Source organism: Archangium gephyra (assembly GCF_049060025.1).
Classification (GTDB): domain Bacteria; phylum Myxococcota; class Myxococcia; order Myxococcales; family Myxococcaceae; genus Archangium; species Archangium gephyra_A.
Genome location: NZ_JBMEQQ010000002.1, coordinates 1,723,706 through 1,748,134 on the forward strand (window position 1 = coordinate 1,723,706; position 24,429 = coordinate 1,748,134).

At 66.2% G+C, this 24,429-nt stretch carries 23 protein-coding genes and 1 pseudogene; 9 read left to right on the top strand and 15 right to left on the bottom strand.

Annotation, left to right across the window (positions count from 1 at the left end; translation table 11 throughout):
* Positions 1 to 50: 50 nt before the first annotated feature.
* Positions 51 to 1,997 carry an ATPase gene (locus ACN28I_RS07610; RefSeq protein ID WP_420941437.1) on the bottom strand — a complete coding sequence of 649 codons (1,947 nt, stop codon included), beginning with the start codon at positions 1,995 to 1,997 and terminating at the stop codon, positions 51 to 53.
* A gap of 68 nt (positions 1,998 to 2,065) precedes the next feature.
* On the opposite strand from ACN28I_RS07610, the gene ACN28I_RS07615 reads away from it, so the two are divergent.
* The 3 genes from ACN28I_RS07615 (at position 2,066) to ACN28I_RS07625 (ending at position 5,282) form a co-directional block, all read left to right on the top strand.
* Positions 2,066 to 3,727, top strand: a complete 1,662-nt coding sequence (locus ACN28I_RS07615; protein ID WP_420941438.1) for an acyl-CoA dehydrogenase family protein — start codon at positions 2,066 to 2,068, stop codon at positions 3,725 to 3,727.
* A gap of 71 nt (positions 3,728 to 3,798) precedes the next feature.
* Positions 3,799 to 4,671, top strand: a complete 873-nt coding sequence (locus tag ACN28I_RS07620) for a DUF4747 family protein (protein WP_420941439.1) — start codon at positions 3,799 to 3,801, stop codon at positions 4,669 to 4,671.
* A 164-nt stretch (positions 4,672 to 4,835) separates the two neighbouring features.
* Entirely contained in the window at positions 4,836 to 5,282 is a 447-nt protein-coding gene (locus tag ACN28I_RS07625) for a hypothetical protein (RefSeq protein ID WP_420941440.1), read from the top strand.
* Between the two features lie 142 nt (positions 5,283 to 5,424).
* On the opposite strand, the gene ACN28I_RS07630 is transcribed toward ACN28I_RS07625, so the two are convergent.
* The 7 genes and pseudogenes from ACN28I_RS07630 to ACN28I_RS07660 form a co-directional block, all read right to left on the bottom strand.
* Complete coding sequence (locus tag ACN28I_RS07630; protein ID WP_420941441.1) at positions 5,425 to 6,279, bottom strand: alpha/beta hydrolase; 855 nt, start codon at positions 6,277 to 6,279, stop codon at positions 5,425 to 5,427.
* A gap of 58 nt (positions 6,280 to 6,337) precedes the next feature.
* Positions 6,338 to 7,486 (bottom strand): hypothetical protein, encoded by a 1,149-nt coding sequence (locus ACN28I_RS07635; RefSeq protein WP_420941442.1) that lies wholly within the window; start codon positions 7,484 to 7,486, stop codon positions 6,338 to 6,340.
* Positions 7,487 to 7,518: 32 nt separating this feature from the next.
* A complete protein-coding gene (locus ACN28I_RS07640) occupies positions 7,519 to 7,890 on the bottom strand; it encodes a DUF2019 domain-containing protein (RefSeq protein ID WP_420948591.1) in 372 nt (123 codons plus the stop codon).
* Between the two features lie 66 nt (positions 7,891 to 7,956).
* Positions 7,957 to 8,301 (bottom strand): annotated as a pseudogene (locus ACN28I_RS07645) (DUF2019 domain-containing protein); the annotation flags it as partial.
* 79 nt (positions 8,302 to 8,380) lie between these two features.
* Positions 8,381 to 8,731: a DUF2019 domain-containing protein gene (locus ACN28I_RS07650; protein WP_420941443.1), complete on the bottom strand. Its 351-nt coding sequence runs from the start codon at positions 8,729 to 8,731 to the stop codon at positions 8,381 to 8,383.
* Between the two features lie 34 nt (positions 8,732 to 8,765).
* The gene (locus tag ACN28I_RS07655; RefSeq protein ID WP_420941444.1) at positions 8,766 to 9,137 is read right to left on the bottom strand and encodes a DUF2019 domain-containing protein; all 372 of its coding nucleotides are present in this window, start codon (positions 9,135 to 9,137) and stop codon (positions 8,766 to 8,768) included.
* Positions 9,134 to 10,510 (bottom strand): hypothetical protein, encoded by a 1,377-nt coding sequence (locus ACN28I_RS07660; RefSeq protein ID WP_420941445.1) that lies wholly within the window; start codon positions 10,508 to 10,510, stop codon positions 9,134 to 9,136. The genes ACN28I_RS07655 and ACN28I_RS07660 overlap by 4 nt, the downstream gene beginning before the upstream one ends.
* Positions 10,511 to 10,806: 296 nt before the next feature.
* Between ACN28I_RS07660 and ACN28I_RS07665 the strand changes: the two genes are divergently transcribed.
* Positions 10,807 to 11,784 (top strand): SPFH domain-containing protein, encoded by a 978-nt coding sequence (locus tag ACN28I_RS07665; RefSeq protein WP_420941446.1) that lies wholly within the window; start codon positions 10,807 to 10,809, stop codon positions 11,782 to 11,784.
* Positions 11,785 to 11,975: 191 nt separating this feature from the next.
* Positions 11,976 to 12,704 carry an NAD+ kinase gene (locus ACN28I_RS07670; protein WP_420941447.1) on the top strand — a complete coding sequence of 243 codons (729 nt, stop codon included), beginning with the start codon at positions 11,976 to 11,978 and terminating at the stop codon, positions 12,702 to 12,704.
* A 15-nt stretch (positions 12,705 to 12,719) separates the two neighbouring features.
* Here ACN28I_RS07670 and ACN28I_RS07675 read toward each other — a convergent pair whose 3' ends face one another.
* The 6 genes from ACN28I_RS07675 to ACN28I_RS07700 all read right to left on the bottom strand — a co-directional run bounded on the left by ACN28I_RS07675 (position 12,720) and on the right by ACN28I_RS07700 (position 19,828).
* Positions 12,720 to 12,992: a hypothetical protein gene (locus tag ACN28I_RS07675; RefSeq protein ID WP_420941448.1), complete on the bottom strand. Its 273-nt coding sequence runs from the start codon at positions 12,990 to 12,992 to the stop codon at positions 12,720 to 12,722.
* 394 nt (positions 12,993 to 13,386) lie between these two features.
* Positions 13,387 to 13,731 (bottom strand): hypothetical protein, encoded by a 345-nt coding sequence (locus ACN28I_RS07680; RefSeq protein ID WP_420941449.1) that lies wholly within the window; start codon positions 13,729 to 13,731, stop codon positions 13,387 to 13,389.
* Positions 13,732 to 13,886: 155 nt separating this feature from the next.
* A complete protein-coding gene (locus tag ACN28I_RS07685) occupies positions 13,887 to 16,916 on the bottom strand; it encodes an error-prone DNA polymerase (RefSeq protein ID WP_420941450.1) in 3,030 nt (1,009 codons plus the stop codon).
* Between the two features lie 292 nt (positions 16,917 to 17,208).
* Positions 17,209 to 18,294, bottom strand: a complete 1,086-nt coding sequence (locus tag ACN28I_RS07690) for a phosphotransferase family protein (protein WP_420941451.1) — start codon at positions 18,292 to 18,294, stop codon at positions 17,209 to 17,211.
* Between the two features lie 26 nt (positions 18,295 to 18,320).
* Positions 18,321 to 19,034, bottom strand: coding sequence for a histidine phosphatase family protein (locus tag ACN28I_RS07695; RefSeq protein WP_420941452.1), 714 nt, complete (start codon positions 19,032 to 19,034; stop codon positions 18,321 to 18,323).
* A 26-nt stretch (positions 19,035 to 19,060) separates the two neighbouring features.
* Positions 19,061 to 19,828, bottom strand: coding sequence for a glucose 1-dehydrogenase (locus tag ACN28I_RS07700; RefSeq protein WP_420941453.1), 768 nt, complete (start codon positions 19,826 to 19,828; stop codon positions 19,061 to 19,063).
* 168 nt (positions 19,829 to 19,996) lie between these two features.
* Between ACN28I_RS07700 and ACN28I_RS07705 the strand changes: the two genes are divergently transcribed.
* The 4 genes from ACN28I_RS07705 (at position 19,997) to ACN28I_RS07720 (ending at position 23,833) form a co-directional block, all read left to right on the top strand.
* A complete protein-coding gene (locus ACN28I_RS07705; RefSeq protein WP_420941454.1) occupies positions 19,997 to 20,473 on the top strand; it encodes an NfeD family protein in 477 nt (158 codons plus the stop codon).
* Positions 20,474 to 21,541, top strand: coding sequence for an SPFH domain-containing protein (locus ACN28I_RS07710; RefSeq protein ID WP_420941455.1), 1,068 nt, complete (start codon positions 20,474 to 20,476; stop codon positions 21,539 to 21,541). It begins immediately after the preceding gene.
* Between the two features lie 153 nt (positions 21,542 to 21,694).
* A complete protein-coding gene (locus ACN28I_RS07715; RefSeq protein WP_420941456.1) occupies positions 21,695 to 22,078 on the top strand; it encodes a hypothetical protein in 384 nt (127 codons plus the stop codon).
* Positions 22,079 to 22,261: 183 nt separating this feature from the next.
* Positions 22,262 to 23,833, top strand: a complete 1,572-nt coding sequence (locus ACN28I_RS07720; protein ID WP_420941457.1) for an ATP-binding cassette domain-containing protein — start codon at positions 22,262 to 22,264, stop codon at positions 23,831 to 23,833.
* Here the strand turns inward: ACN28I_RS07720 and ACN28I_RS07725 are convergent.
* Positions 23,775 to 24,368: a DUF4136 domain-containing protein gene (locus tag ACN28I_RS07725; RefSeq protein ID WP_420941458.1), complete on the bottom strand. Its 594-nt coding sequence runs from the start codon at positions 24,366 to 24,368 to the stop codon at positions 23,775 to 23,777. The genes ACN28I_RS07720 and ACN28I_RS07725 overlap by 59 nt on opposite strands.
* Positions 24,369 to 24,429: the final 61 nt, after the last annotated feature.

Below are 24,429 nucleotides of genomic sequence, written 5' to 3' on the forward strand. Positions count from 1 at the left end.
AGGGTGCCCGCCCCCGTCCTCCCCACCGTGGGGAACTCCGAGCCCGCGAATCACCGCCCTCCGCCGCGCTCCTTGTCGAACCGGACGAAGTAGCTGCGGACGGACGCATCGATCAGGTCCTGATCGAGCTGCGGAGGCCTGCCGCGGTAGCGAGCCATGTCGATCATCTGATCGAGCAGGTCGCGGGGCTGGCACGCGGCGAAGCGGCGGCCGGTGGGCTTGTAGTGGGTGTCGATGAGGTACTGGACCATGTCGGCGTCGTAGGGGACGCCGCGCTTGCGGCACATGACCTCGAAGATCTGATGGAACAGCTCCTCATCGGGGGGCTGGACCTCGAGCTTGTAGCGGACGCGGCGGAGGAAGGCGTCGTCGACGAGCTCGCTGGGGTCAAGGTTGGTGGAGAAGGCGGCGAAGACGTCGAAGGGGACCTGGACCTTCTTGCCGGTGTGGAGCGTGAGCATGTCCACATCGCTCTCGAGGGGGACGATCCACCGGTTGAGGAGATCCTTGGGGGAGACCTTCTGACGGCCGAAGTCGTCGATGAGGAGCATCCCGTTGGTGGCCTTCATCTGGAAGGGAGCCTCGTAGTACTTGACCTCGGGGGAGTAGACGAGGTCGAGCATCTCGAGGGTGAGCTCACCGCCGACGACGACGAGGGGCCGGCGGCAGCGGACCCAGCGCCGGTCATAGGACTGCGTGTTGGCATCATCCTCGATGGGCTTGTGGAGGATGCTGTCGTAGATGCGGACGATGAAGTCGTCGATGAGGATGGCGTGGGGGATGAAGATCTCCCCATCGAAGCAGTTGACCATGCCCTGGCAGATGGCCGTCTTGCCGTTGCCGGGGGGCCCGTAGAAGAAGATGGCGCGGCCCGAGTTCATGGCGGGGCCGATGCCATCGAAGATGTAGTCGCGGATGATGAGGTCGCCGAACTGATCCTCCATCCGGTTGCGGGTGATGCGGTTGCCGCGGACGGTCTGCTTCTTGACCGAGTCGATCCACTCCTGGAGGGTGACGGGAGCGGGGCCGTTGTAGCGGTTGCGATCGAGGATCTGCCGCAGCACGTCGGTGGCGAACGTGGTGAGCTGGTAGATCATCGTGGACTTGCCCACGCCGGAGCCGCCACCGCCGCGGATGTCGATGTACTTCTGGCGGCGCAGGCCCTCGACGACCTCATCGATGATGGTGGAGGGCAGCTTGAGGCGGTTGGCGATGTCCATGCCCCGCATCTCGCCGGCGAAGAAGATGGCCTTGAGGACGAGCTCCTCCACCATGGTGGCGGTGAGGCCCGACTCGGCGAGCGTGCGCGGCTGGGCGGGCCACATGGTGGTGGCGCTGGAGGCGCCCCCACCCTCGGCGATGGCGGCGCGGCGCAGGGTGCCGGTCATCCTGCGCTCGGAGCCCGGGACCGGGGCGCCGGACGAGGGCCGCCGCAGCTCGGCGGGGACGGGAGGCAGCTCCGACGTCGGGACGGGGGGGCCGGCGCGGCGCGGCTCGACGATGACGGAGGGCAGATCCATGGTCGGCACCGGCGGGGCCGGGCGGCGCTGGTGCTCCACGGGGACGGGAGCCATCTCCATGCTGGGCACGGGCGGAGCGGACCGCTTGTCCATGGGGACGGCGGCCAGGTCCATGCTGGGCATGGGAGGGGCCTGGCGGCGCAGCTCCGCGGGGACGGGGGGAAGCTGCTCCGTGGGGAGGTTGGAGATGACGCGGCGGGCCTCGGGACTGGGAGGGCTCGGGGCGCGGCGCTCGATGAAAGGGCTGGGACCGAGGGGCCGGCGCTCGGCGGGGGCACCGCCGGGGGCGGGAGGCCGCGGGGGACCGCCCTGGGCCGCGGGCCCCTGCCCGGTGGGCATCCGGGGCCGGGGCGGCGCGGAGAGCACATTGCCCGCGGCGGGACTCTCCCGCGGGGTGATGGTGCGGCTCGTGTCGGTCTCGAAATCGGGGGAGTCGAATGGAGGGGGATTGCCCCCCGGCCTCCGCTGCTCGGCCATGTTTGCTCCGGGTTGAGGCGAGCGAGTCTAGCAGGAAGTGGGAGCGGCTCGATGCTAGCTTGCCGGGTATGAGCTTCTTCCAGGAACCTCCGAGGCTTGGGAACCAGTACGACGACGACGCGCTGCTCCGCAGCTACCTCGACCGGGTGCTCCCCCGGGACATGCGGACGGGGCTGGAGGACGAGCTCCGGGAGCTGGGCGAGCTGGGAGGCAAGTCCCTGTACGAGTTCCAGCTCCGGGACCGGACGAACGAGCCGGAGCTGACGCAGTGGGACGCCTGGGGCCACCGGGTGGACCACATCGAGGTGTCACCGCTGTGGAAGGAGGCGGAGGCGCTGGCGGCGAAGCGGGGGCTGGTGGCGGTGGCGTACGAGCAGAAGAACGGAGACCGCTCGCGCATCCACCAGTTCGTCCTGAACTACCTGGTGCAGCCGTCGCTGGACGTCTACTCGTGCCCGCTGGCGATGACGGACGGGGCGGCGCGAACGCTGCTGGCGCTGGGGAACGAGGAGCTGATCCAGCGCGCCCTGCCCCACCTGACGTCGAGGGACCCGAAGACGTTCTGGACGTCGGGCCAGTGGATGACGGAGCGGACGGGCGGCTCGGACGTGGGGCTGACGCTGACGGAGGCGAGGAAGTCGCCCGAGGGGTGGAGGCTGTACGGGACGAAGTGGTTCACCTCGGCGACGACGGCGCAGATGGCGCTGACGCTGGGGAGGCCGGAGGGGAACGGACCCGGGGGCAAGGGGCTGGCGATCTTCTACGTGGAGACGCGAGGGGCGGACGGGAGGCTGAACGGGATTGAGATCAACCGGCTGAAGGACAAGCTGGGGACGAGGAAGGTGCCGACGGCGGAGCTGACGCTGAACGGGACGCTGGCGGTGCCGGTGGCGGGGCTGACGGACGGCATCCGGAACATGGCGTCGATGCTGAACGTGACGCGGACGTGGAACGCGATGGGCGCCACGTGGAGCATGAGACGGGCGCTGGCGCTGGCGAGGGACTACGCGAAGCGGCGGGTGCAGTTCGGGGCGCCGTTGTCGGAGAAGCCGCTGCACGTGGACACGTTGGCGGGGCTGGAGGCGGAGTTCCACGGCGGCTTCCTGCTGGCGTTCCGGGCGGTGGAGCTGCTGGGGAAGATGGAGGCGAGGACGGCGACGGAGGAGGAGCTGCTGCTGCAGCGGCTGGTGACACCGTTGGCGAAGCTGACGACGGGGCGGCAGGTGGTGCACGTGACGTCGGAGGCGGTGGAGAGCTTCGGCGGAGCGGGCTACGTGGAGGACACGGGGCTGCCGAGGCTGCTGGCGGACTCGCAGGTGCTGTCCACCTGGGAGGGGACGACGAACGTGCTCTCGCTGGACACGCTGAGGGCGATGGCGAAGGGGGGCGCGCTGGAGGCCTTGTACACGGACGCGGAGCGGCGGCTGGGGGCGGCGAAGGACGCGGGGCTGAGGCCGTGCGTGGCGGCGGCGAGCGAGTCGCTGGAGAAGGCGCGGGCGTGGGTGATGAAGGCGATGGAGAACCCGGCGGGGGTGGAGGCCGGGGCGAGGCGGTTCTCGCTGACGCTGGGCCGCACGTATGAGCTGGCGCTGCTGGTGGAGCACGCGCAGTGGTGCCTGGACCACGGGCACGGCCCGAGGGCCATGGCGGCGGCGCGGCGGCTCATGCGCAACGGCGTGGACCTGATCGCCGACATGGACCTGGACGACGCGCGGCTGCTAGTAACGTAAAGTGAACCTCCTTCATTCTTAATTGAAACGCGCTCAAAAAATCGAACTCACTCCCCATAACAAAATAAAAAATGCACCTAGAAAAAACAATACGTATCGGAGCTCTCAACATCAAAACGATACCGCATAGCCCCGAAACATATATATCACTCTTTGACAATGCCCAAAAAAGACGCACTGCAACAAATTTCCGAGGAAACAATTACGCGATAATTGGCGAGTTTTCACTTTTTCCCGATTCAGAAAAAAACAATCCAATCTACTTTGGGAAAATCAACTGCTACACTGACTTCGATCTTGACAGACCATGGTTCGATAAGGCTGCAGGCAAAGAGGCCAGCGAAGAAGAATTAGCATCCATACCAAGAAATCTAAGACCCGAATTCAAAGCAATAGAATTCGTATTCTTCCCCCTTAGACACCGACTATTCTTCAGGCTCGACCTGTCGCACAGTTCTATTAAAAGGATAATTCAGGAAATACTAATACAAAACAAACAGCGTTCAGACGTACACCAAATAGATGTACAGATAGAGCAACAATCCGAACATCTAGAAAACATCTTTAATCTCAAGGAACTCCGCAAACTTGAAATCGTTATCTCAAGACCGAACCCTGACGACACAGGGAAGTATGACAAAATAATAAAAGAACGACTAAGCAAACAAAAAGCCGCCAAGCTAACAACGGTATTGGAAGCCGAGCATGGACAAAGCCTAGACCCAGATCCCGAAACGCGGAAAATGGCGACTCTCGCACTTTCCGACGGCGTAGTGCGAGGCCATGGGTTGGACGAGAAGGGCAGAGTGATTGACAAGTCAACAGAAAAACATCCACTCACCATGAACGCAACGTTCAACCCTCAGGAACAAGACGCGTTCGAGGTGATGCGCGAGAAAGCCATCAAGGCGCTTGAGGACATTCGCAGCCGGATACCCAAATGACAAGCCTTCGCGAAAGCTACGAAGGACTCCTTAGACTGCTGATACAGTTTTGGGCGGCGTATGGTGGGTGGAGAAGTTTGCTCAGTTCACCATACCTACACGGCTCTTTTGCCGTTACATTTTTAATGTGGAACACATGGAGCAACCCAAATTGGTGGGACAGCGTGCTATCCATCATCCCAAACATGTTGGGGTTTACCTTGGGCGGCTATGCAATTCTCATTGGCTTTGGTGATGAGCAGTTCAAAGCAATCATTAGCGGGTCGGACAAAAAAGAACAAGAGTCACCTTTCCTAGGAACTAGCGCAGCATTTGCGCACTTCATCATCATTCAATTGACCGCGCTCGTATCAGCATTAGTCGCGAAATCTCTATACTTCGTTCCAGAGCCCAATTCAACGGCAGCAAAAGTCATCAAACTAATCCCACAATGGAATAGAATACTGGATCTTGCCGTTCCGGCATCTTGGTTTTTCGGATATTGTCTTTTCATATACTCCTTTTCCCTAGCATTGGCAGCTACACTTGCTGTTTTTCGGATGAGCTATTGGTTTGATGAATATCAAAGCAGCAAAAACTCTTCAGCAGAGGAGGACAATCAGAAAAAGTAGAATCACGACTCCCAAAAAATGGGCTGACCACTATCGGGCTTGTAACTATCCTGCAAATCCGAAGCCACGCAACACGCTCCCATCCCGATCGGAATCAGGTTGTCCAATCCTCTATGCAAATCATGACTATAATTGCCTATCTTTAATGCTTTGGCTGGCTCTCGCCCGGCAAATGCGTCGCACTGCGTGCGAACTCCATCAGTTCCTGAAGGGTGGCCGGTTGATCGAGCACGTTATTGTGATGCTTGCCCTCGAGCAAGCGCACGGTGGCATTCGGGAACAAGGTTCCCAGCCGCTGCCCCATATCCACGGGGATGACCTCATCCCGCGTCCCGTGGACGATGAGCACCGGCAGCGTCAACCCCGGCGCCTTGGCCGCGCTGTCGAACGGATCCCTCACGAGCAGGCTCGCGGGCAACCACGAGAAAATCCTGGCCCCCACGTCCACGATGGAGGTGTAGGGCGTGATGAGCACCAACCGCGAGCCGTGGCCCCGCTTGGCCATCTCGACCGCCACGCCCGAGCCGAGCGACTGCCCCTGCAACACCGTGCGCTCCCGAGGCACACCTAGCTTCTGGTGCAGGTGCTCCAGCGCGGTCTCCGCCGCCGCGTAGATGCCAGTCTCGGAGGGCCCCTGCTGGGCCGCGAGCCCGTAACCCGGGTACTCCACCGCGTAGAAGCCGAGCCCCGCCTCCTGGAAGCGCTGCGCCAGCCAAGCCCCATCCGCGAGTTGCTCGCCATTGCCATGGAAGTGCACCACGGTGGGCGCCTCGGCCGGCGCGGGCACGTGGAGCGCGTAGACCGTTGACCCCTCCGGCCCGGGGATGCGCAGAAGCGTGGCTCCGGGCAGCGAGGGCTCACGGGCCCCCGGAGGTACCGGGAACACCAGGTGCCGCTGGTTGAGGAACACCAGCACGCAGAGGCCCACGTACGCGATGACCACCGTGACCAACACCAGGAGCAACATCCGCTGCGCTCCTCGGAGAAGACGAGCCATGGCGGTACTTTAACGCCAGACCGGGCTCCACGTCAGAAGCTGACGGCTGGGAGAGACGCTACCCGCGAGCGATGTACCGCCCGATGACGTGGTCCAACACCCGCTCCGCCCGCTCCGCCACCGCGGGCTCCTCCGCGAAACGCTGGCTCAGCCACGTCTGGACCAGCTCCTCCACCGCGAATTCGCACTCCTCGTTGGCGAGCACTCCCTTGACGGGACCCAGCCATACCGGCCGAGGAACCGTGACGTCGAGCAGCACCGTGAGCCCCTCCGTGAGCACCGAGGGAATGTAGACCCCGAACTCCGGCGTGCGCCTCGTGGCCTCCGCATGATGATGGAGCGCGCCATGAATCCCGCTGATCAGCCCCTTGAGATGCGTGCCCCCACTGGCTCGGAGCTGGTTGACCCAGGAGCTCACGCGACTCCCGGGTGTCTCGCACCACTGGAGGGAGAGCCGGATCCGGGTCGTGTCGTGGCTCCCCTGAAAACTCCAGGGTGCATGGAGCGGGAGCTCCGGCGCTGAGAGCCGTGCGGCGTAGTCCACGAGCCCGCGCTCGAAACGGTGGTGCGCCTCGAGTGAGCGCGCGTCATCGCGCAGACGGAAGGAGACACGCTCGTGCAGGGCGGCCAGTTCCTCCATGCGCCACGACAACCCCAGGAGGGAGAGCCGGGGCCGGTCGAAGATGGAGGGATCTGGCACGAAGTGGATGCGCGTGCCTCGGAACGGAGGCGGCCCGCCCTCGGAGCCAGGGAGCGCTCGGAGTGGGCCCGCCGGCTCTCCGCATCGGAAGGACTGCACCCAGGTGCTCCCGCCAGCCGCGAGGGTGACCTCAAGCTCCGAAGCGAGCGCATTGGCGAGCGCGAGATCTTCGTAGGGAGACACGAGGAGGAACGGCTCGGGCGCGCCGTCTGGACGAGGTGCCTGAAGGTCGGCATCGGCCAGGGTGAACAACCGCGCCAGCGAGTCTCCCGGAGCCTCGGGAACGAGCAGTGAGGGCCACAAGGACCCGTTGAAGGAGAAGGAACAGGCGCCACCCTCCTCCAGGTGGAGGCTCACTTCATCCCCGCAGCCTTCGCTCGCGGCGAGGGCTCCCGCCTGCAGCAGGAGTAGCGGCAGCCGGTGGAGGCCGTAACCGCCTGTATCGCCCACGTACATACCGGGCCGCTGGCGGATCTGCCGGAGGAGGTCACTCGACGCGCTTGGCATCCCTCAAGTCTATGCGAGCCCTCGAAAAATCATCAGAGGGGTTTGAAGGTGCCTGCCTTCCATTGCTCCAGCGTCATCTCCGCGGAGAACCCCACCAGGCTGTCAGGCAGCTTCGCAAGTTCAGCAAGAACTCGCTCCCCCTCCTCTGGCGCGAACTCCAAAACGGATACCGCAGCCCAGCAACGAGTCCCAGGGTCTGGATCATCGAGCAGACCCATCAGCCGTCGCTGGGCCTCCAGGCCTCTCGTCCGTAATTCCCTGCGGATTGCGACGAGAAGATCGAACATGCGATTTCCGTCTTTGGGCCTGCCTGCATTGATGGCACGCCACCTCTCGGCGGAAGCAGTCCTGGTCATTTCGATCAACTGTTCAATCGAAAGGTCCTTCAACTGCGCCTTCTTCATGGTGCGTCTCTTCAACACTTCAGCGTTCGCCGGAGAAGCCTCTGGGGCTGGCTTGGCGGCTTCCGAAGGGTCCAGGGCCCAGACTCCTTCTTCCCAACGCTTCAAGGCCTCGGATGCACCAAACGCAGCCAGCCCTTCGCCCTTCGAGAGTTCCACCAAGACAGCTTTGGCCTCCGCTGTCCGGTGCCGCAGCAGATATGCCGCAGCCATGGCGCGAACATCCATGCGAGGGTGCTTGAACAGCGCGGCGAGCGCATCCCGCCCTGCATCTCCATGAGCACATAGCTTCTTGAACGCAGCAACACGCTTATCGGCGTGCTTGTTGCCTGTCCTGGCATCTCCCCGGAAGATAGCATCCGTTTGCGCAGCAACATGCCGGGCAAAATCATCTACCCACTTCTCGATACTCACTTCCAAATTCCCTTCCTATAGACATCCGCCCCACCGCTCAGCTCGGCTGCACCGGGTCAGAACTGTCGTTGCGACCGGCCTACTCAGGCTCCAGCGCCCAAGTCCCTTTCTCCCAATTCTTCAATACCTCAGAGGCAATGAAGGGGATCAAGCCCTCGCTGCTGGCTGATTCCTCCAGTACCGCCTTGGCCTCTGCTGTTCGATAGCGAAGCAAGTACGCTGCGGCCTTGACTCGGACGTCCATTCTCGGGTGAGTAAATAACGAGGCCAGTGCATCCCGTCCTGTATCGCCAAGCGTGAGCAACTTGTCGACTGCGTTCAAGTAGCGCCTGGCATGCTTGTTTCCTGTCTTGGCGTCCCCACGAAAAATCGCGTCAGTCTGTGCCGCAACATGCTCAGCGAAAACCTCGACAAGCACTTTGGGATTCATTGTTCCAGTCCCTCGCCCTTTACACCACGCCACATCAAATTGGCTTCAAAGTTCCCGCCTTCCACTCCTCCAATGCCCACTCCGCAGAAAATCCAACCAATCCACCAGCGCTTTTTGCAAGATCGGCAAGCACCCGTTCCCCCTCTTCCGGCGCAAACTCCATAACCGCAGTTGCAGCCCAACAACGAGTTCCCATGTCTGGATCATCGAGCAACACCAACAACTGACGCTGAGCATCTATTCCTCTTGCCCGCAGCTCCCTGTGAATCGCAACGAGAAGATCGAACATGCGGTTTCCATCTTTTGGCTTGCCCGCGTAGATGGCGCGCATCCTCTCTGCGGATAGGGTTCTGGTCTTTTCGACAAGCTGATCCGTTGGGAGCTTCTTCACCTCCATCTTCTTCATGGGACAACTCCAAACTGCCTCAACACCATCAACCCGAAAGCGCGTTGCTTCTCATAGGATTGCGTACGGAGCCATTCACGCACCACCATGCCACCGGCCTGAGGGTCTTTGGAGGAGTAGAAGGCGCTTATTGCATCATGCTTTACCTTGTCCACGGCAATCACATTCTCGGTATTATGAATGGCCTCCGGTCCGAACCGCTCAACGTTCACCTTGCGCTGTTCGACGATGTGGTGCCACTGCTTCCCTTCGCCCGCCGGGCCCATGAAGTCCTTGAAGTCATCGAAGGACTTGAATGCCCGGTGCCCATTCGGAAGCACCCTTCCCTCCTTGGGTGTCCCGCTCCCGCCTCCAGAGGATTTGTCACCACCGCTCCGGCCCGACATGGCCACGGCCGTCATGGGCAGCACGGCCCGGAGCGTCCCCTCGGGCACCGACACGATGACCCGCTCGGCCCCGACCGCCGCATCCATCAGGTTCCAGCCGGTGTTGAGTTCGACGGTGCGCGACGCCTGCCCGAAGCCCGGCAGCTTTGGCGCCCTGGAAACGAGTGCCGCTGTCTCGCCCACCGCCGCCGTCCCCACCAGCACGAGAATGCGCACGCTGTTGGGGCCAATGACCCGGCCGAACCGCTCGCCCGCCTCGCGCAGCTCCTCGAACGTGGTGGCCCGCGCCGCTTCCTCCGAGAGCCGCCTGTAGGCCCGGATCAGATCGAAGAGCTCGAACCCGAGGTAGCCCCACAAGAGCAATGCGGCCCCCGCCGCCACGCCCTTGGTCAGCACCGGATCCGGTGCCGCCAACAGCGCCATATAGGCCGTGATGGAGATGCTGAGCGTCGCCAGCACCCGCGTCGGGTCGAGCATGGCCCTCACCTCCGCGTTCACGCCCTCCAGTGCCGGCCCCACCGCCAGGGCCATGGCGATGCTTCGCTTGTCGTCCTCCTGGAGGTAGGGCCCGTCCTCGAGCAGCGTGAAGCAGTCCCCCCGAGTGCCTCGCTGCTCGCAGTGACGCCCATAGGACCGGTTCAGCTCTGATTGCCACGCCTCTCCGCCCGAACCACCGGAGCCCGGCGCCAACCCGCCGCCGCGCTGCCCAGGCGCGGAGGAAGCCACCCGCAGCGGCATATCGAGCACCAGCTTCGACAGTGCGGCGTTGAACTCCGCGTCCCCGACTCGCACCGGCGCGAAGTCCGTGGGCAACCTGGCGAAGAGCGGCGCGCCATTGCCCTCCTCGCCCCGGGCCGCACCCGTCCACTCCCGAGATTGCGCGGACTGGCGCGGCCCTGGCGGCTGGTCGCGCTGTGCCCTCAACCGTCCCCCCGAGGGCATGCCCGTGGTGCAGGCCCCAAGGAGCACCAGCGCGACCAGCGCCAACGCTCCTACTCGCGAGCACCGCCGCCCCCCTGCGGAGGAATGATGAATCGACATGGTCACGCCTCTCTTCCCGGAGGGTCCCGATTTCAGGTGGTCGCGAGTCCCACTGTCAAGCCGCCCGCTTCGCCAGGTGGCCGCATTGGTTACGCGCGGCACAACCCGTGGGGCCATACACCCTCACCCCAGCCCTCTCCCGAAGGGAGAGGGAGCCTCCACGGATTCATTCCCGGTTGCATTCGTGTTCAATGGACACTATGTCGGTGTTTATAAAACACGAAGCCAGAGAGAGTCCGGCCATGAGCATCCGGTACATGAAGGCGCCTCCGACGACGTACGTCATGCAGTTCAAGGATGGACGGGTGAAGCGGGAGGGGCCGGGCCTCTCCTTCTTCTACTGGGCGCCCACCACCACCGTGGTCGCCGTGCCGCTCGCCAGCTCGGACGTCCCCTTCGCCTTCAACGAGGTCACCCAGGACTTCCAGGCCGTCACCCTCCAGGGCCAGCTCACCTACCGCGTCGCCGACCCCAAGCTGCTCGCCGGGCTGCTGGACTACTCCGTGAAGCCCTCGGGCGAGTACGCCTCGGAAGATCCCTCGAAGCTCGAGGAGCGGCTCGTCCAGATCGCCCAGGTGCGCGCCCGCACGGTGGTGCAGTCCATGCCCCTGCGCGAAGTGCTGGTGCAGGCGGCCACCATCGAGGGCAAGGTGCTCGCGGGGCTGCGTGAAACGGAGGCGGTGCGAATGCTGGGCGTGGAGGTGCAGGGCTTCGCGCTGCTGTCGGCGCGCCCCACCCCGGAGATGGCTCGGGCCCTGGAGGCCGAGGCCCGCGAGGCCCTCCAGCGGCGCGCGGACGAGGCCATCTACGCCCGCCGCAACGCCGCCGTGGAGCAGGAGCGGCGCATCAAGGAGAGCGAGATCGCCACCGAGCTGTCCGTGGAGGCCGGCAAGCGGCAGATCCGCGAGGCGCAGATCGCCGCGGACATCGCCGTGGAGGAGCAGCGCGCCTCCTTCATGGATCGCTGGAGCGAGAACGAGCGCAAGGCCGCCGAGGCCAAGGCCTACGCCCTGGAGAAGACGCTCGCCCCGGTGCGGGACATGGACTGGAAGGTGCTCATGGCGGCGGCTGGCGGCGGGAACGATCCCAGGCTGAACATCGCCCTCGCCTTCCGCGAGATGGCGGAGAACGCGGGGAAGATCGGCGAGCTGAACGTGTCCCCGGATCTGCTGCGCTCGCTGCTCTCGGCCCCGTCGGGAAACCAGGGCCGCCATGGCTGAGTACGAGAAGATCGTCCTCGTCACGCGCAAGACGCGGCTCGCCGAGTTGGTGGAGCGCTTCAACACCCGCTCGCAGACACGCTTCTACCTGGAGCACGCCGGCCAGGACTTCGAGGACTACGCGCGGGAGGACGACACCTACCGCCGCTCGCTCGACGCGCTGCACAAGCTGCTGGAAGCTCGGCCTGCCGGTGCAGCAGGTGGACCGCTCGCTGGTGCCCACCTTCCTCTTTACCGGCAAGGAGCTGGTGGTGACGGTGGGCCAGGACGGCCTGGTGGCCAACGTGGCCAAGTACGTGGGCTCGCAGCCCATCGTCGGCGTCAACCCGGACCCCGAGCGCATCGACGGCGTGCTGCTGCCCTTCGGGGTCGACAAGGCCCGGGTGGCGGTGCGCCACGTGCTGGAGTCGCAGGCCCGCTTCCGGGAGGTGACACTCGCCGAGGTGGTGCTGAGCGATGGCCAGCGGCTGCTCGGGTTCAACGACTTGTTCCTCGGGGCGCGCACCCACGTCTCCGCCCGCTACACCCTGCACTACGAGCGCCGCGCCGAGTCCCAGTCCTCCAGCGGCATCATCGTCTCCACGGGCGCGGGATCGAGCGGCTGGCTGTCCTCGGTGTTCACGCTCGCCCAGGGGCTCACGGCGGCGACGGGTGGACAGCCGGGCCAACCGTGGCGGCTCACCTGGGAGGACCCGCGGCTGGCCTTCGTGGTTCGCGAGCCCTTCATCAGCCGGCACTCGGCGGCCAGCATGGTGGCCGGGTTCGTCAGCGCGCAGCAGGAGTTGCAGGTGGAATCACGGATGCCCGCGGGAGGCGTCATCTTCAGCGACGGCGTGGAGGAGGACTTCCTCGCATTCAACGCGGGGACCACCGCCCGCGTGCGCCCGGCAGGACAGCGCGCCCGGCTCGTCGTCCATTGAGCGGCTTCGAAGCCATTACCATCGGTTGTCCGTGAAGAGGCAGTCGATGAGCTGCACCTTTTCAGGTGCCTTGTTGCCGACCTGGAGGTCCGGAACAGGAGTGAAGAGGATGTGATTCGGCAGGCTCTCGAAGCCGAATGAGGAGCGGATGAGCCCATCCAATGTGGCCCCGTGCTCGTGGAACTCGATGGGGAGCGGGGGAAAGTAGATGCGGGTATTCGAAACCCGCTGGCCTTCATACGTCTGGTGGGACGCATAGATGGCGAACACCGGCGCAAGAATGCTCACGAGACCAACCACGGCCTTTACTTCTGTAGAGGCCGGAGTGGTTCCCGGAAGGTAGACACGGCATCTCCGGCAGGCGTCGTAACGAAGCGTCGACCAGTTCTCGACATGGCATCCAGGCACTGCATCGCGCAGGCGCTGGAAGAAGGAGTCCCAGAACCTGAGCGTCCGCCATGGCGGCTTCTCGCGCGGCGATCAACCGCTGGAACTCCACTGAGGCATCGTATCGAGGATCGTTGCCCTCGAGGTTCGAGGGATAGAAGCGATGCACGATCGCAATGAGCTCATCGGCAGTGAAGTGCGTATCCATGCGGCGATTCCCCTCATGCCCGGAATGGAACGCCGATTCCAGGGCCCATACGCCCAGGACCGGAAACCATGTCCGCTGCTCGTCCGGTCACGGGAAGGTTTTGTGAGGAACGTTCGGCGTCAGAAACTTCGTGACGCGAACTCCCGGGATGGCCGCGCTGAGAATGCGTTCCATCTCTTCCTGAAAACTACGGCACAAGATGGCTGTAGGGGGAATCCCCTGGGACAACACGATTCGGGCTGCCGCATCTGCAGCCGCCGCAGCTTCGAGCTGTGCGAACTCGTCGGGAACAGGACCACGAAAGTTGATTTCAGGGATGCCCACCTCGATGTCGCAGTAGGCCGCTGCCGGAAATACCGATGAAAGCCGACCCAGAAGAATCTTGACCTTGGCGGCCTTCCAGCCGCTCGGGTCCTTCGAACTGACAGGCACGACGTTTCTGAAGTCGAATGCAGAGGGCGGTATGCCGCCTCAAACGATGGTCGCGCATGCCCACTGGAGTGCACAGGCCAGAATGAGGCCCAGCAATACAACGCGATCAGGGGCGCGGTTGTACCGGCGCATGAGCTACCTCCCCAGCCCCACACCTATAGCGTAGAGGCGAGCGGCTCCAGTTGCTGCACCTTCACGTTCAGCACCTTCCCCGTCTTCTCCAGCGTCCCCTGCCCCACCAGGAACAGCGCGCCGTGGATGTCCTTGCGGAACCGCGCGTACGCGTCCGGTGCCACCACCAGGTTCGCGATCCCCGTCTCGTCCTCCAACGACAGGAAGCAGAACCCCTTCGCCGTCGGCGGCATCTGCCGGCAGATGAGCATCCCTCCCACCGCCACCCGAGCCCCCGCTCTCACCCGCTCCAGCCCCGCCGCCGTCACCGCGCCCCGCTTGCGCAGCGCCGGTCTCAACAGCTCCAGCGGGTGCTTCTCCAGCGACACGCCCACCGTCTCGAAGTCCTTGCTCACCCGCTCCGCCACGTTCATCTGCGGCAGCTCCACCTGCGTCCCGTCCATCGCCATCCCGAAGAACAGGTCGTTCTCCTCCAGCGGGCCCAGCGCCTGGATCTCCCACAGCGCGTCCCGCCTCGATCCGCTGATGCTCCCCAGCGCTCCCGCCAATGCCAGTCGCGCCAGCTCGTGCCGGGGTGCCCGCGTCCGCCGCGCCAGCTCGCCCACGCTCGTGAAGCGCGTGCCCTGTCTCGCCGCCTCCACCCGCCGTCCCGCCGCCTCCTGGAACCCCCGCACCATCCGCATCCCCAGCCGCAGCGCCCCACCCTCCTCCATCGTGCAGTCCCACCCCGAGTGGTTCACGTCCACGCCCAGCACCTTCACCCCGTGCCGCTGCGCGTCCGCCACCAGCGTGTGCGGCGCGTAGAAGCCCATCGGTTGCGAGTTCAGCAGCGCCGCCGTGAAGGCCGCCGGGTAGTGGCACTTCAGCCACGAGGACGCGTACGCCAGCAGCGCGAAGCTCGCCGAGTGGCTCTCCGGGAAGCCGTAGTGCGCGAACCCGCGGAACTGGCGGAACAGCGTGTCCACGTACTCGGGCGTGTATCCCCGCGCCACGCCTCCCTCCACGAAGCGCTGGTGGAACGGTCCCAGCCGCTCCTCCGCCCGCTTGTGTGACAGCGCCCGCCTCAGTCCGTCCGCCTCCGCCGGTGTGAAGCCCGCCACCGCCATCGCCAGCTTCATCGCCTGCTCCTGGAAGAGCGGCACCCCCAGCGTCTTCTGCAGAATCCGCCGCACGTCCTCCGATGGGTACTCCACCGGCTCCTTCCCCTCCCGCCTCCTCAGGTACGGGTGCACCATGTCCCCGACGATCGGCCCCGGCCGGATCAGCGCGATCTCCACCACCAGATCGTAGAAACATCGCGGCTTCAGCCTCGGCAGCATGTTCATCTGCGCCCGGCTCTCGATCTGGAACACCCCGATCGAATCCGCGTTGCACAACATGTCGTAGACCTTCGGATCCTCTGCCGGAATCGTGGCCAGCGACAGCTCGCGCCCGTGGTGCTCCTTGATGAACGTCAGGCACTTCGCCAGCGCCGTCAGCATCCCGAGCCCCAGCAGATCCACCTTCAGGACGCCCACCGCCTCCAGGTCGTCCTTCTCCCACTGCACCACCGTGCGGCCCTTCATCGCCGCGTTCTCCACGGGGATCATCTCCACCAGCGGCTCGCGCGTGATGACGAATCCGCCCACGTGGATGGAGAGGTGTCTCGGGAAGCTCTCGATCTCCTGCGCCAGCGCGAGCGTCTGCCGCACCCGCCGGTCATCCTCCGACAGCCCCACCTCCTTCAGCAGCTCCAGCGACATCTCGCCGTGAGCACCCGCCACCTTCGCCAGCCGGTCCACCTGATCCAGCGACAGCCCGAGCGCCTTGCCCACCTCGCGCAGCGCCAGCCTCCCCCGGTAGCAGATGACCTCGCACACCATCCCCGCCCGGTGCCGGCCGTGCTTCTCGTACACGTACTGCAGCACCTCCTCGCGCCGCTCGTGCTCGAAGTCCACGTCGATGTCCGGCGGCTCCTTGCGCTCCATGCTCAGGAAGCGCTCGAAGAGCAGCCCCATCCGCACCGGATCGATCGCCGTGACGCCCAGCGCGTAGCACACCGCCGAGTTCGCCGCGCTCCCTCGCCCCTGGCACAGAATCCCCTTCGAGCGCGCGAACCGGACGATGTCCCAGATCGCCAGGAAGTACCCCGCGAAGTCCAGGGCCGCGATCAGCTTGAGCTCGTGCTCGATCTGCTTCACCACCTCGGGCGGCACACCTGCCGGGTAGCGCACCTGGAGCCCCTGGTACGTCAGCTCGCGCAGCCACGTCGCCGTCGTGTGTCCCGGCGGCAGATCCTGCTCCGAGAAGTGGTAGCGCAGCCCGTCCAGCGTCGCGTTGCAGCGGCTCGCCAGCTCCACCGTGCGCTCCAGCGCCTCCGGGCAGTCCGCGAACAGCCGCGCCATCTCCTCCGGCCCCTTCAGCGTCCGCTCCGCGTTGGGCAGCCGCCTCGTCCCGAGCTGCCCCAGCGTCGTCTTGTAACGAATGGCCGTGAGCACGTCCTGCAACGGCTGGCGGCTCCGCTGGTGCGTGTGCACGTCGTTGTGCGCGCACAGCGGCACCCCGAGCGTCTTCGCCAGGTCCTTCGCCCGCGCCACCCGCGCCTCGTCTCCCGAGGACAGCGTGCGGCACATGCCCACGTAGAAGCGCTCCCGGAAGGACTCCGCCAGCGGCGCCACCTGCTCCGCCGCCACCGGGTACGGCAGCAGCGCCAGCAGCCCCTCGTTTCCCTCCACCAGCTCGCGCCACGGCAGGCCCGCCTCACCCTTGGGATGCAGCATCCGGCTCTTCGAGATGAGCCGGCTCAGGTTCGCGTAGCCCCTCGCGTCCTGCGCGTACATCACCACGCGCGGGCCATCCATCAGCGTCAGCTCGCTGGCGATCAGGTACTTGATGCCCGCGTCCCTCGCCGCGAGGTGGGCCTTCACGGCCCCGTACAGGCCGTCCCCATCCGCCAGCGCCACGGCGGACAGTCCCCGCTCCGCCGCGGCCTGGATCAGTTCCTCGGGGTGCGAGGCCCCGCGCAGAAACGAGAAGTTCGACCGGCAGACCAGCTCGGCGTACACGCTCGCCACCCTACTGAGCAGCCGTTCAGGCGGAAGGTCCGCCCCGGTAGGTATGTCGGGCCTACCGGCCGTGTCACGTCACTCTGAAAGTGGGCTACTGCCGCGTGACCTTCTCGCGGAGTGTGGGGACGGATGCGAACCCGGAACGTCTGATCCAGACCCTCACCCTGGCCCTCTCCCAGAGGGAGAGGGGATGCACACCGAGGGGAACCCAGGGCTCTCGATACCCTCACCCCGTCCCTCTCCCGGGGGGAGAGGGGTTGTTGGCGAGGAGTGTTGGCGAGGGTTCTTGGTGAGGGTTTTACGGGCGGAGGGTGCCCGTCTCGATGGCCCGCGCCGCCGTCCGTGAGAGCACCTGGACCCCGGTGATCATCGCCGCGAAGCGCTCGTCCTTCGTCAGGCCTTGCTTGAACCGGGAGTAGATCTGCTGCGCGATCACCGACACCTTGAAGAGTGACAGCACGTAGTGGAACGTGATTCCCCGCGTGTCACGTCCGCTCTTCTCCGCGTACCGCGCCACCAACTCCTCGCGCGTCAGGTTGCCCGGCAGCATCGTCGGCCCGAACGGCAACGCCCGCCGATCCTCGGGATCCGACGCCTCGGCCCAGTACGCCAGCGCCATCCCCAGGTCCGACAGCGGATCGCCGATCGTCGCCATCTCCCAGTCCAGCACCGCGCGGATGCCCGGCAGGTGGTCCGGATCCAGCACCAGGTTGTCGTACTTGTAATCGTTGTGGATCAGCGTCGGCGCCAGCTCCGCCGGCAGGTTCCCCGCCAGCCACTTCGCCACCTGTTCCATCTCGGGGATGTCGTCCGTCCTCGCCTTGCCGTAGCGCTCCGTCCACCCCGCCACCTGCCGGCCCAGGTACCCCTCCGGCTTCCCAATCTCCCCCAGTCCCGCCGCGCGCCAGTCCACCGCGTGCAGCTCGACCAGGTTGTCCACGAAGTTCTCCGAGAGCTTCCGCATGAACTCCGGTGTCAGCTCCACGCCCTTCGGAGGCTTCGCGCGGAGGATGACCCCGCGCACCCGCTCCATCACGTAGAAGGGCACTCCCATCGGAGACTCGTTTTCTCCGCGGAACACCAGCGGCCGGGGCACCCTCGGGTACACCGGCAGCAGCCCGCTGAGGATCCGGTACTCGCGGCCCATGTCGTGCCCGGCCTTGATCGCCTTGGCTCCAAATGGCGGCCGGCGCAGCACCAGCTCCTTCTCCCCCATCCGCAGCAGATAGGTGAGGTTCGAGTGCCCTCCCGGGAACTGCTCCACCACCAACGGCCCCGTCAGGCCCGGCACGTTCTCCGCCAGGTACTTCTCCAGCCACGCGGCGTCCAGCTCCTCCCCGGGACGCACCGCCCTCGTCCGGTCCAGCCACTCCGGCGTGCTCATTCCGCCCTCCCCTGCTCGTCCTTGTTTCAGCGCATCGTCTGGAGTTCAGGCTCCAGCAGGTGCGGCGTCCCGTTGAAGCTCCGCAGCGACAGCCGCTCTCCCGAGAAGAGGAAGTCCGTACAGGCCGTGTTCCACACCATGAGGCTCAGCGCGAAGACCTTCTCCGCGCTCGCCCCCAGCGTCAGCCCCGCCGCCACCGCCATCGGCCCCGCCGACGTGAACGCCGCCACCTCCGCCTTCCTCCCCGGCTGGTGCATCATCTTCCGCAGCCCCGCCTCCACCCTCGCCACGAACGTGCTCCAGCGCTCCACCGCCGGGTCTTCCAGCTCGCCCCGCGCCCACGCCCGGCCCAGCGGATCCAACAACCGGAACAGCCGCGGCGCCGCGTCCGGCCCCTCCAGCGCGCCCGACTCCATCACCTCGCGCACCTGCTCGTTCCGCTCCGCCAGCTTCGGCAGCAGCACCCGGAACAGCGGCTCCGCCGCGTACTCGTCCAGCTCCGGCAGCACCACCGGCTCGGGGAACCTCAGCCCCCGGGCCAGGTAGGCCGCCCTCACCGCCTCGCACGTCTGCTGGTGCCGCCGGGCCGGTCCCACGTACACCGCTTCGAACATGTGCTCCGACGCCGCCCACACCTCGCCCAGCCGCGCCGCTTGACGCGTCCCCAGCTCCGACAGCCGGTCCCGGTCGTACCACTCGCCGGACGTCTGCCCGTGCCGCACCAGGATCAACACTCCCATCCGCGACCTCCAGGGTTGAAGGCAGCTCACATCGCCGTGGTGCCACCGTCCACGACGAACTCCGAGCCGGTCATCAGCTTGGACTCGTCCGAGGCCAGGTACAGCACCGCGTAGGCGATATCGTCCGGCTCGCCGATGCGGCCGAGCGGAATCATGCGCGCGAGCCGCGCCTTCCCCGCCGCCATGTCGCCGCTCAGGCTGGCGAGGTCATCCACCATGGGCGTCTCGATGAACGTGGGGTGCACCGAGTTGCAGCGGATGCCGTAGCCCTTGCGCGCGCAGTGCAGCGCCACGGACTTCGTCAGCAGGCGTACCCCGGCCTTGCTCGAGCAATACGCCGGCAGGGAGTCCACCCCCACCAGTCCCGCCACCGAGCTGATGTTGATGATGGAGCCCTTCGCGCTGCTCTTCCGCATGCCGCGGATGGCGTGCTTGCAGCCCAGGAACACCCCGTCCAGGTTCACCGAGTGCACGAGCCGCCACTCCTCCAGTGAAAGCGCCTCGATGTCCTTCGAGATGCCGATGCCGGCGTTGTTCACCACCACGTCCAGCCGGCCGAACGTGGCCACCACCTCGTCCACCACCCGCTCCCAGTCCGCCTCCCGGGTGACGTCCAGCGCCCAGGCCCGCGCGGGCCCGCCCAGCGCCCCGGCCACCTCCCGGACACCGGCCTCATTGCGGTCGGTGAGCGCCACCCGGGCGCCCTCGCGCACCAGCATCGCCGCCGCGGCCTTGCCCAGCCCCGACGCCGCTCCCGTCACCAGTGCCACCTTGCCCTCGACTCTTCCGGCCATCACGTGCCTCCTGTCCCCGGGCCGCCCATGGCGCACACCTCCAGGGGTTGGACGGCGGCGGAGCCTACCCCGCTGCCCGCCCCCGGGGGAGGAATGTCAGGCCCGGGACAAGGGTCCTGGCGCACCGCGTCTCCAAGGTGGCAAGCTCCGGGCCGGACAGGAGCGTTCATGGACATCCATGGCTGGCAGTTGTGGATCCTCGCCGCAATCATCGGAGGCGCGCTGGAAATGGCCCTCCCCGGCTTCGTGGTGCTCTGGTTCGCCGTGGGAGCGCTGGCCGCTTCCCTCATCGCGGCGTTGGGGCTGGGCATCAACGTCCAGCTCCTGGTCTTCATGAGTGTGTCGCTGGCGCTCTTCGCCGGCTCGCGCACGATCTTCAAGAAGGCCTTCATGCGCAACGCGTCCAAGATGAAGACGGGCGTGGAGGCGATGGTGGGCCAGGAAGCCGTGGTCACCGAGGCGCTCGTGGATGGGCACGGCGGCACCGTGCGCATCAACGGAGAACTCTGGTCCGCGCGCTCACTCGGAGGCGGCGTGGCCACGGGGGAGCTGGTCGTCGTCGAGCAGGTGGAAGGTTTGAAGCTGTGGGTGCGGCGCCCCGCCGCATCCCTGGAAGTTTCTCCGAAACAGAAGGAAGGTCGTTAGATGGGTACTGCCCTCTTTGTCATCGGTGCGGTCGCCGTGGTGTTCGCCATGGTCAAGGGCCTGCGCATCGTGCCCCAGGCCAAGGTCATGGTGGTGGAGCGTCTGGGCAAGTTCCACCACGTGGCCACCAGCGGGCCGAACATCCTCATCCCGTTCTTCGACTCGCCGCGCGTCATGGAGATGCGCGTGGGCAACCGCATCTTCCGCAGCCACCTGGTGGACTTGCGCGAGCAGGTCATGGGCTTCGAGACCGTGCAGGCCATCACCCATGACAACGTCACCATGGAGGTGGGCTCGGTCATCTACTACCAGATCGTGGACGCCGCGAAGGCGCTCTACGCGGTGGAGAACCTGGCGCTGGCCATCGAGCAGCTCACGATGACGAACCTGCGCAACATCATGGGCGGACTGACGCTGGACCAGACGCTCACCAGCCGCGAGACGGTGAACACCAAGCTGCGCCTGGTGCTGGACGAGGCCACGGAGAAGTGGGGCGTGAAGGTGACGCGGGTGGAGCTGCGCGAGATCGAGCCGCCCGCGGCCATCAAGGACGCCATGGCCAAGCAGATGACGGCCGAGCGCGAGCGCCGCGCCGAGGTGACCAAGGCCGAGGGTGACAAGTCCGCGGCCATCCTCCAGGCCGAGGGCGAGAAGATCTCCCGGATCCTCCGCGCGGAGGCCGAGCGTGACGCGGAGGTGGCGCGCGCCGAGGGCCGCAAGCGCGCCACGCTGCTGGACGCGGAAGCGAAGGCCGATGCCACGCGGCTGGTCTTCGATGCCGTCAACGCCGGTGGCGGCGCGACGCCCGAGGTGCTGGCGCTGCGCTACATGGAGACGCTGCAGGAGCTGGGCAAGGGCGACAACAAGATGTTCGTCCCCTACGAGGCCACGACGGCGCTGGGCAGCATCGCGATGCTCAAGGAGGTGTTCACCAAGGAGAGCACCTCCCAGTCGCAGCCCGCGCCGAGCGCCGCGGCCCGGAGCGCCCAGTCACTCTCGCGCACGTTGCAGACGCAGCCGCCCGCGGTGCCGGTGCGCAACCGCCCGGCGCTGCCCTCCGAGGAGTAGTCCGGAGCAGTCCCGGCGGAACAATCCCCTCACCACGTCAACATCCCCTCGCCCTCCGGGAGAGGGGCGGGGTGAGGGTGTCTCGGCTCCCGGATTGGAACCTTTCGTGAGCCCCATTGTCCGAGGGGTTGCTCATCACAAAAGGGAGAGCCCATGTCCATTTCGGATGCGTTCATCGCAGGTGGTTGGGGGATGTACCCGACGCTCATCGCGGGTCTGGCGCTGCTGGGGACCAGCCTGCGGTACGCCAGCCGTCCCGAGTCCCGCCACGTTCCATTGATGATCGCCCTGGGGCTGTTCACGCTCTTCGCGGGAGGCCTGGGCTTCACCACGGGCGTCATCACCATGCTGCGCTTCTACGCTGAGATGCAGGGCGAGCCGAAGCCGGTCATCCTGTATTACGGCTTCCAGGAGTCGCTGCACAACGTCGCCCTGGCGCTCCTGCTGACCACGACGTCGACGCTGGCCGCGTCCATTGGTGCCTGGCGGCTCGCCCGGCAGGCGCAGGCTGCCGCCGCGACCGTGCCCGCCCGCTAGGACGAGCCCGTCAGGGATTGCACGGGGGCCCGTCGGTGGTTAATAGTTCCGAGCCCTGAATTCCGGGCCCCCTCGAACACGAGGCTTCGTACTCCATTGAAGATCCACTCCTGAATCGCGGCGCTGTCTCTCAGCCACCCACCGGGCCCCTCGTGCGTGCCCGGAACGATTCCGGAGTTCCTCGTGTCACTCGTTCGCGCCCACCGCGTCTCCTTCGCGTTTTCCGACGCCGTTCCCCTCTTCTCCGACGCTGAGTTCCACCTGCCTCCAGGCTGGACGGGCCTCGTCGGCTCCAACGGCGCCGGCAAATCCACCCTGCTGCGGCTGATCTCCGGCGAGCTCCAGCCCTCGGATGGACACCTCCATTTCGAGCCGCCCTCGGCGCTCGTCCACCTCTGTCCGCAGCGTGTCGAGGAGCTCACCCCCGACATCACCGCGCTCGCCGAGGCGTATGACTCCCGCTCGAGGCGGCTGCTCGGCCAGCTCGGGTTGGATGTCACCGCCCTGGAGCGGTGGCCCACGCTGTCACCCGGGGAGCGCAAGCGCTGGCAGATCGGCGCGGCGCTGGCGCGCGAGCCGGACGTGCTGCTGCTCGACGAGCCCACCAACCACCTCGACGCCGAGGCCCGGGAGTGGCTCATCTCCGCGCTGCGCCGCTTCCGCGGAGTGGGCGTGCTCGTCTCGCACGACCGGGAGCTGCTCGAGGCCCTCACCACCTCCACGCTGCGCGTCGATGGGGGCTCGGTGCGCCTGTGGTCCGGGGCCTACACCGCGGCGCGCGAGGCGTGGGAAGCCGAGCTGGAGGGCCGCCGCACCGCCCGGCACCAGGCCCAGGACGAGCACCGCCGGCTCCAGCAGCGGCTCGCGCAGACACGCCGGGAGCAGGAGTCCGCCTCCGCCTCGCGCAACGCGGGCAGCCGCATGAAGGACAAGTACGACAGCGACGCACGCACCCTGGGCGCCAAGAACCTCGTGAGCTGGGCGGATGCCCGTCTCGGCCGCAGCGTGACCCTCATCCGCCGCGAGACCGAGCGCGCCGCCAGCGCCGTCGAGTCCATCGAGGTGGAGAAGACGCTCGGGCGCTCCATCTTCGTCGACTACGTCCGCCCGCCCCACGCCCTGCTGTTCAGCCTCGACGTGCCCCGGTTGTGCGCGGGCGAGGTGGAGCTGTTCGGGCCGCTGCGGCTCGATGTTCCGAGGGACGCCCGCATCCGCATCGAGGGCCCCAACGGCGCGGGCAAGAGCACCCTGCTCCAGGCCCTGCTCGAACAGGCGCGAGTGCCGCTGGAGCGCGTGCTGTACGTACCGCAGGACTTGAGCGCGGATGAGGCCGAGGAGGTGCTCGAGTCGGTGCGCGAGCTGCCTCCCACGGAGAAGGGCCGCGTGCTGTCCCTGGTGGCCGCGCTCGGGGTGGATCCGGATCGCCTGCTCGCCACGGAGCAGCCGTCCCCGGGGGAGACGCGCAAGCTGCTCATCGCGCGCGGGCTCGGACAGCATGCCTGGGCGCTGGTGCTCGACGAGCCCACCAACCACCTGGACCTGCCCTCCATCGAGCACCTGGAGGAGGCCCTGCGCGAGTACCCCGGAGCCCTGCTGCTGGTGACGCACGACGCGCACTTCGCGCAGCGCTGTACCACCACGCGCTGGCGGGTGCGGGGGGAGGCGTGGACGTCACCTCGGACTGAGGGCCTGGCCCCTACTCCTTCCGGGGCTCGGGCGGGAAATCCTCCAGCAGCTCATCGGCGGCCTTGTTGATGAGCTTCTGGCTCTTCTTCGCATCCATGTTCTCGGCCAGCCGGGCCTCCGCGGTGCCGCGCCAGACGAGCTTGTTCGAGTCCCCATCCACGACGTCGAGGATGAGCGTCCCCTCGCGGTACTCGCGGACGACGGGCTCGGCCAGCCCCGCGCCGCCGTAGGCGACCGGGCCGTAGAAGGGGTCGTACCAGGGGTCCCAGGCGTAGCCGTAGAAGTTGTTGACGAAGTCCACGTCCACCTTGTCGTCGATGGCCGCGTGCCAGCCCACCTTGAAGTCCGCGTCCTGCCCCTGCTCCACCTTCTGGTAGCCGCGAGCCTGAAGCTCCCGGTCCACCGCCAGTTGCACGCGTGCCTGGATGATGGGGTTGTAGACGCGAGGATCCGCGCCGTCCTTCATGGGCAACCAGGCATAGGTGCGGTACGAGCCCACCGCCTGTACGGAGTTGGGATCGTAGTTCGTGCTCGTCTTGATGCTCGTGCAGGAGGCGAGCCCCAGCACCAGCACCGCACCGGCCAGACGTAACGGCAAGGACATGGAGAACTCCTCGGGGCCCCAGGGGCGGAGCGCTCTCCGACAATAGGCATCGGGAGTCCTC

Bases quoted from the DNA above. Each gene is read 5' to 3' on its own strand.
- ACN28I_RS07690 (WP_420941451.1), bottom strand. From the start codon at position 18,294: ATGAGCACGCCGGAGTGGCTGGACCGGACGAGGGCGGTGCGTCCCGGG.
- ACN28I_RS07725 (WP_420941458.1), bottom strand. From the start codon at position 24,368: ATGTCCTTGCCGTTACGTCTGGCCGGTGCGGTGCTGGTGCTGGGGCTC.
- ACN28I_RS07615 (WP_420941438.1), top strand. From the start codon at position 2,066: ATGAGCTTCTTCCAGGAACCTCCGAGGCTTGGGAACCAGTACGACGAC.
- ACN28I_RS07640 (WP_420948591.1), bottom strand. From the start codon at position 7,890: ATGAAGAAGGCGCAGTTGAAGGACCTTTCGATTGAACAGTTGATCGAA.
- ACN28I_RS07665 (WP_420941446.1), top strand. From the start codon at position 10,807: ATGAGCATCCGGTACATGAAGGCGCCTCCGACGACGTACGTCATGCAG.
- ACN28I_RS07630 (WP_420941441.1), bottom strand. From the start codon at position 6,279: ATGGCTCGTCTTCTCCGAGGAGCGCAGCGGATGTTGCTCCTGGTGTTG.
- ACN28I_RS07715 (WP_420941456.1), top strand. From the start codon at position 21,695: ATGTCCATTTCGGATGCGTTCATCGCAGGTGGTTGGGGGATGTACCCG.
- ACN28I_RS07610 (WP_420941437.1), bottom strand. From the start codon at position 1,997: ATGGCCGAGCAGCGGAGGCCGGGGGGCAATCCCCCTCCATTCGACTCC.
- ACN28I_RS07650 (WP_420941443.1), bottom strand. From the start codon at position 8,731: ATGAATCCCAAAGTGCTTGTCGAGGTTTTCGCTGAGCATGTTGCGGCA.
- ACN28I_RS07655 (WP_420941444.1), bottom strand. From the start codon at position 9,137: ATGAAGAAGATGGAGGTGAAGAAGCTCCCAACGGATCAGCTTGTCGAA.
- ACN28I_RS07620 (WP_420941439.1), top strand. From the start codon at position 3,799: ATGCACCTAGAAAAAACAATACGTATCGGAGCTCTCAACATCAAAACG.
- ACN28I_RS07700 (WP_420941453.1), bottom strand. From the start codon at position 19,828: ATGGCCGGAAGAGTCGAGGGCAAGGTGGCACTGGTGACGGGAGCGGCG.
- ACN28I_RS07695 (WP_420941452.1), bottom strand. From the start codon at position 19,034: ATGGGAGTGTTGATCCTGGTGCGGCACGGGCAGACGTCCGGCGAGTGG.
- ACN28I_RS07705 (WP_420941454.1), top strand. From the start codon at position 19,997: ATGGACATCCATGGCTGGCAGTTGTGGATCCTCGCCGCAATCATCGGA.
- ACN28I_RS07635 (WP_420941442.1), bottom strand. From the start codon at position 7,486: ATGCCAAGCGCGTCGAGTGACCTCCTCCGGCAGATCCGCCAGCGGCCC.
- ACN28I_RS07710 (WP_420941455.1), top strand. From the start codon at position 20,474: ATGGGTACTGCCCTCTTTGTCATCGGTGCGGTCGCCGTGGTGTTCGCC.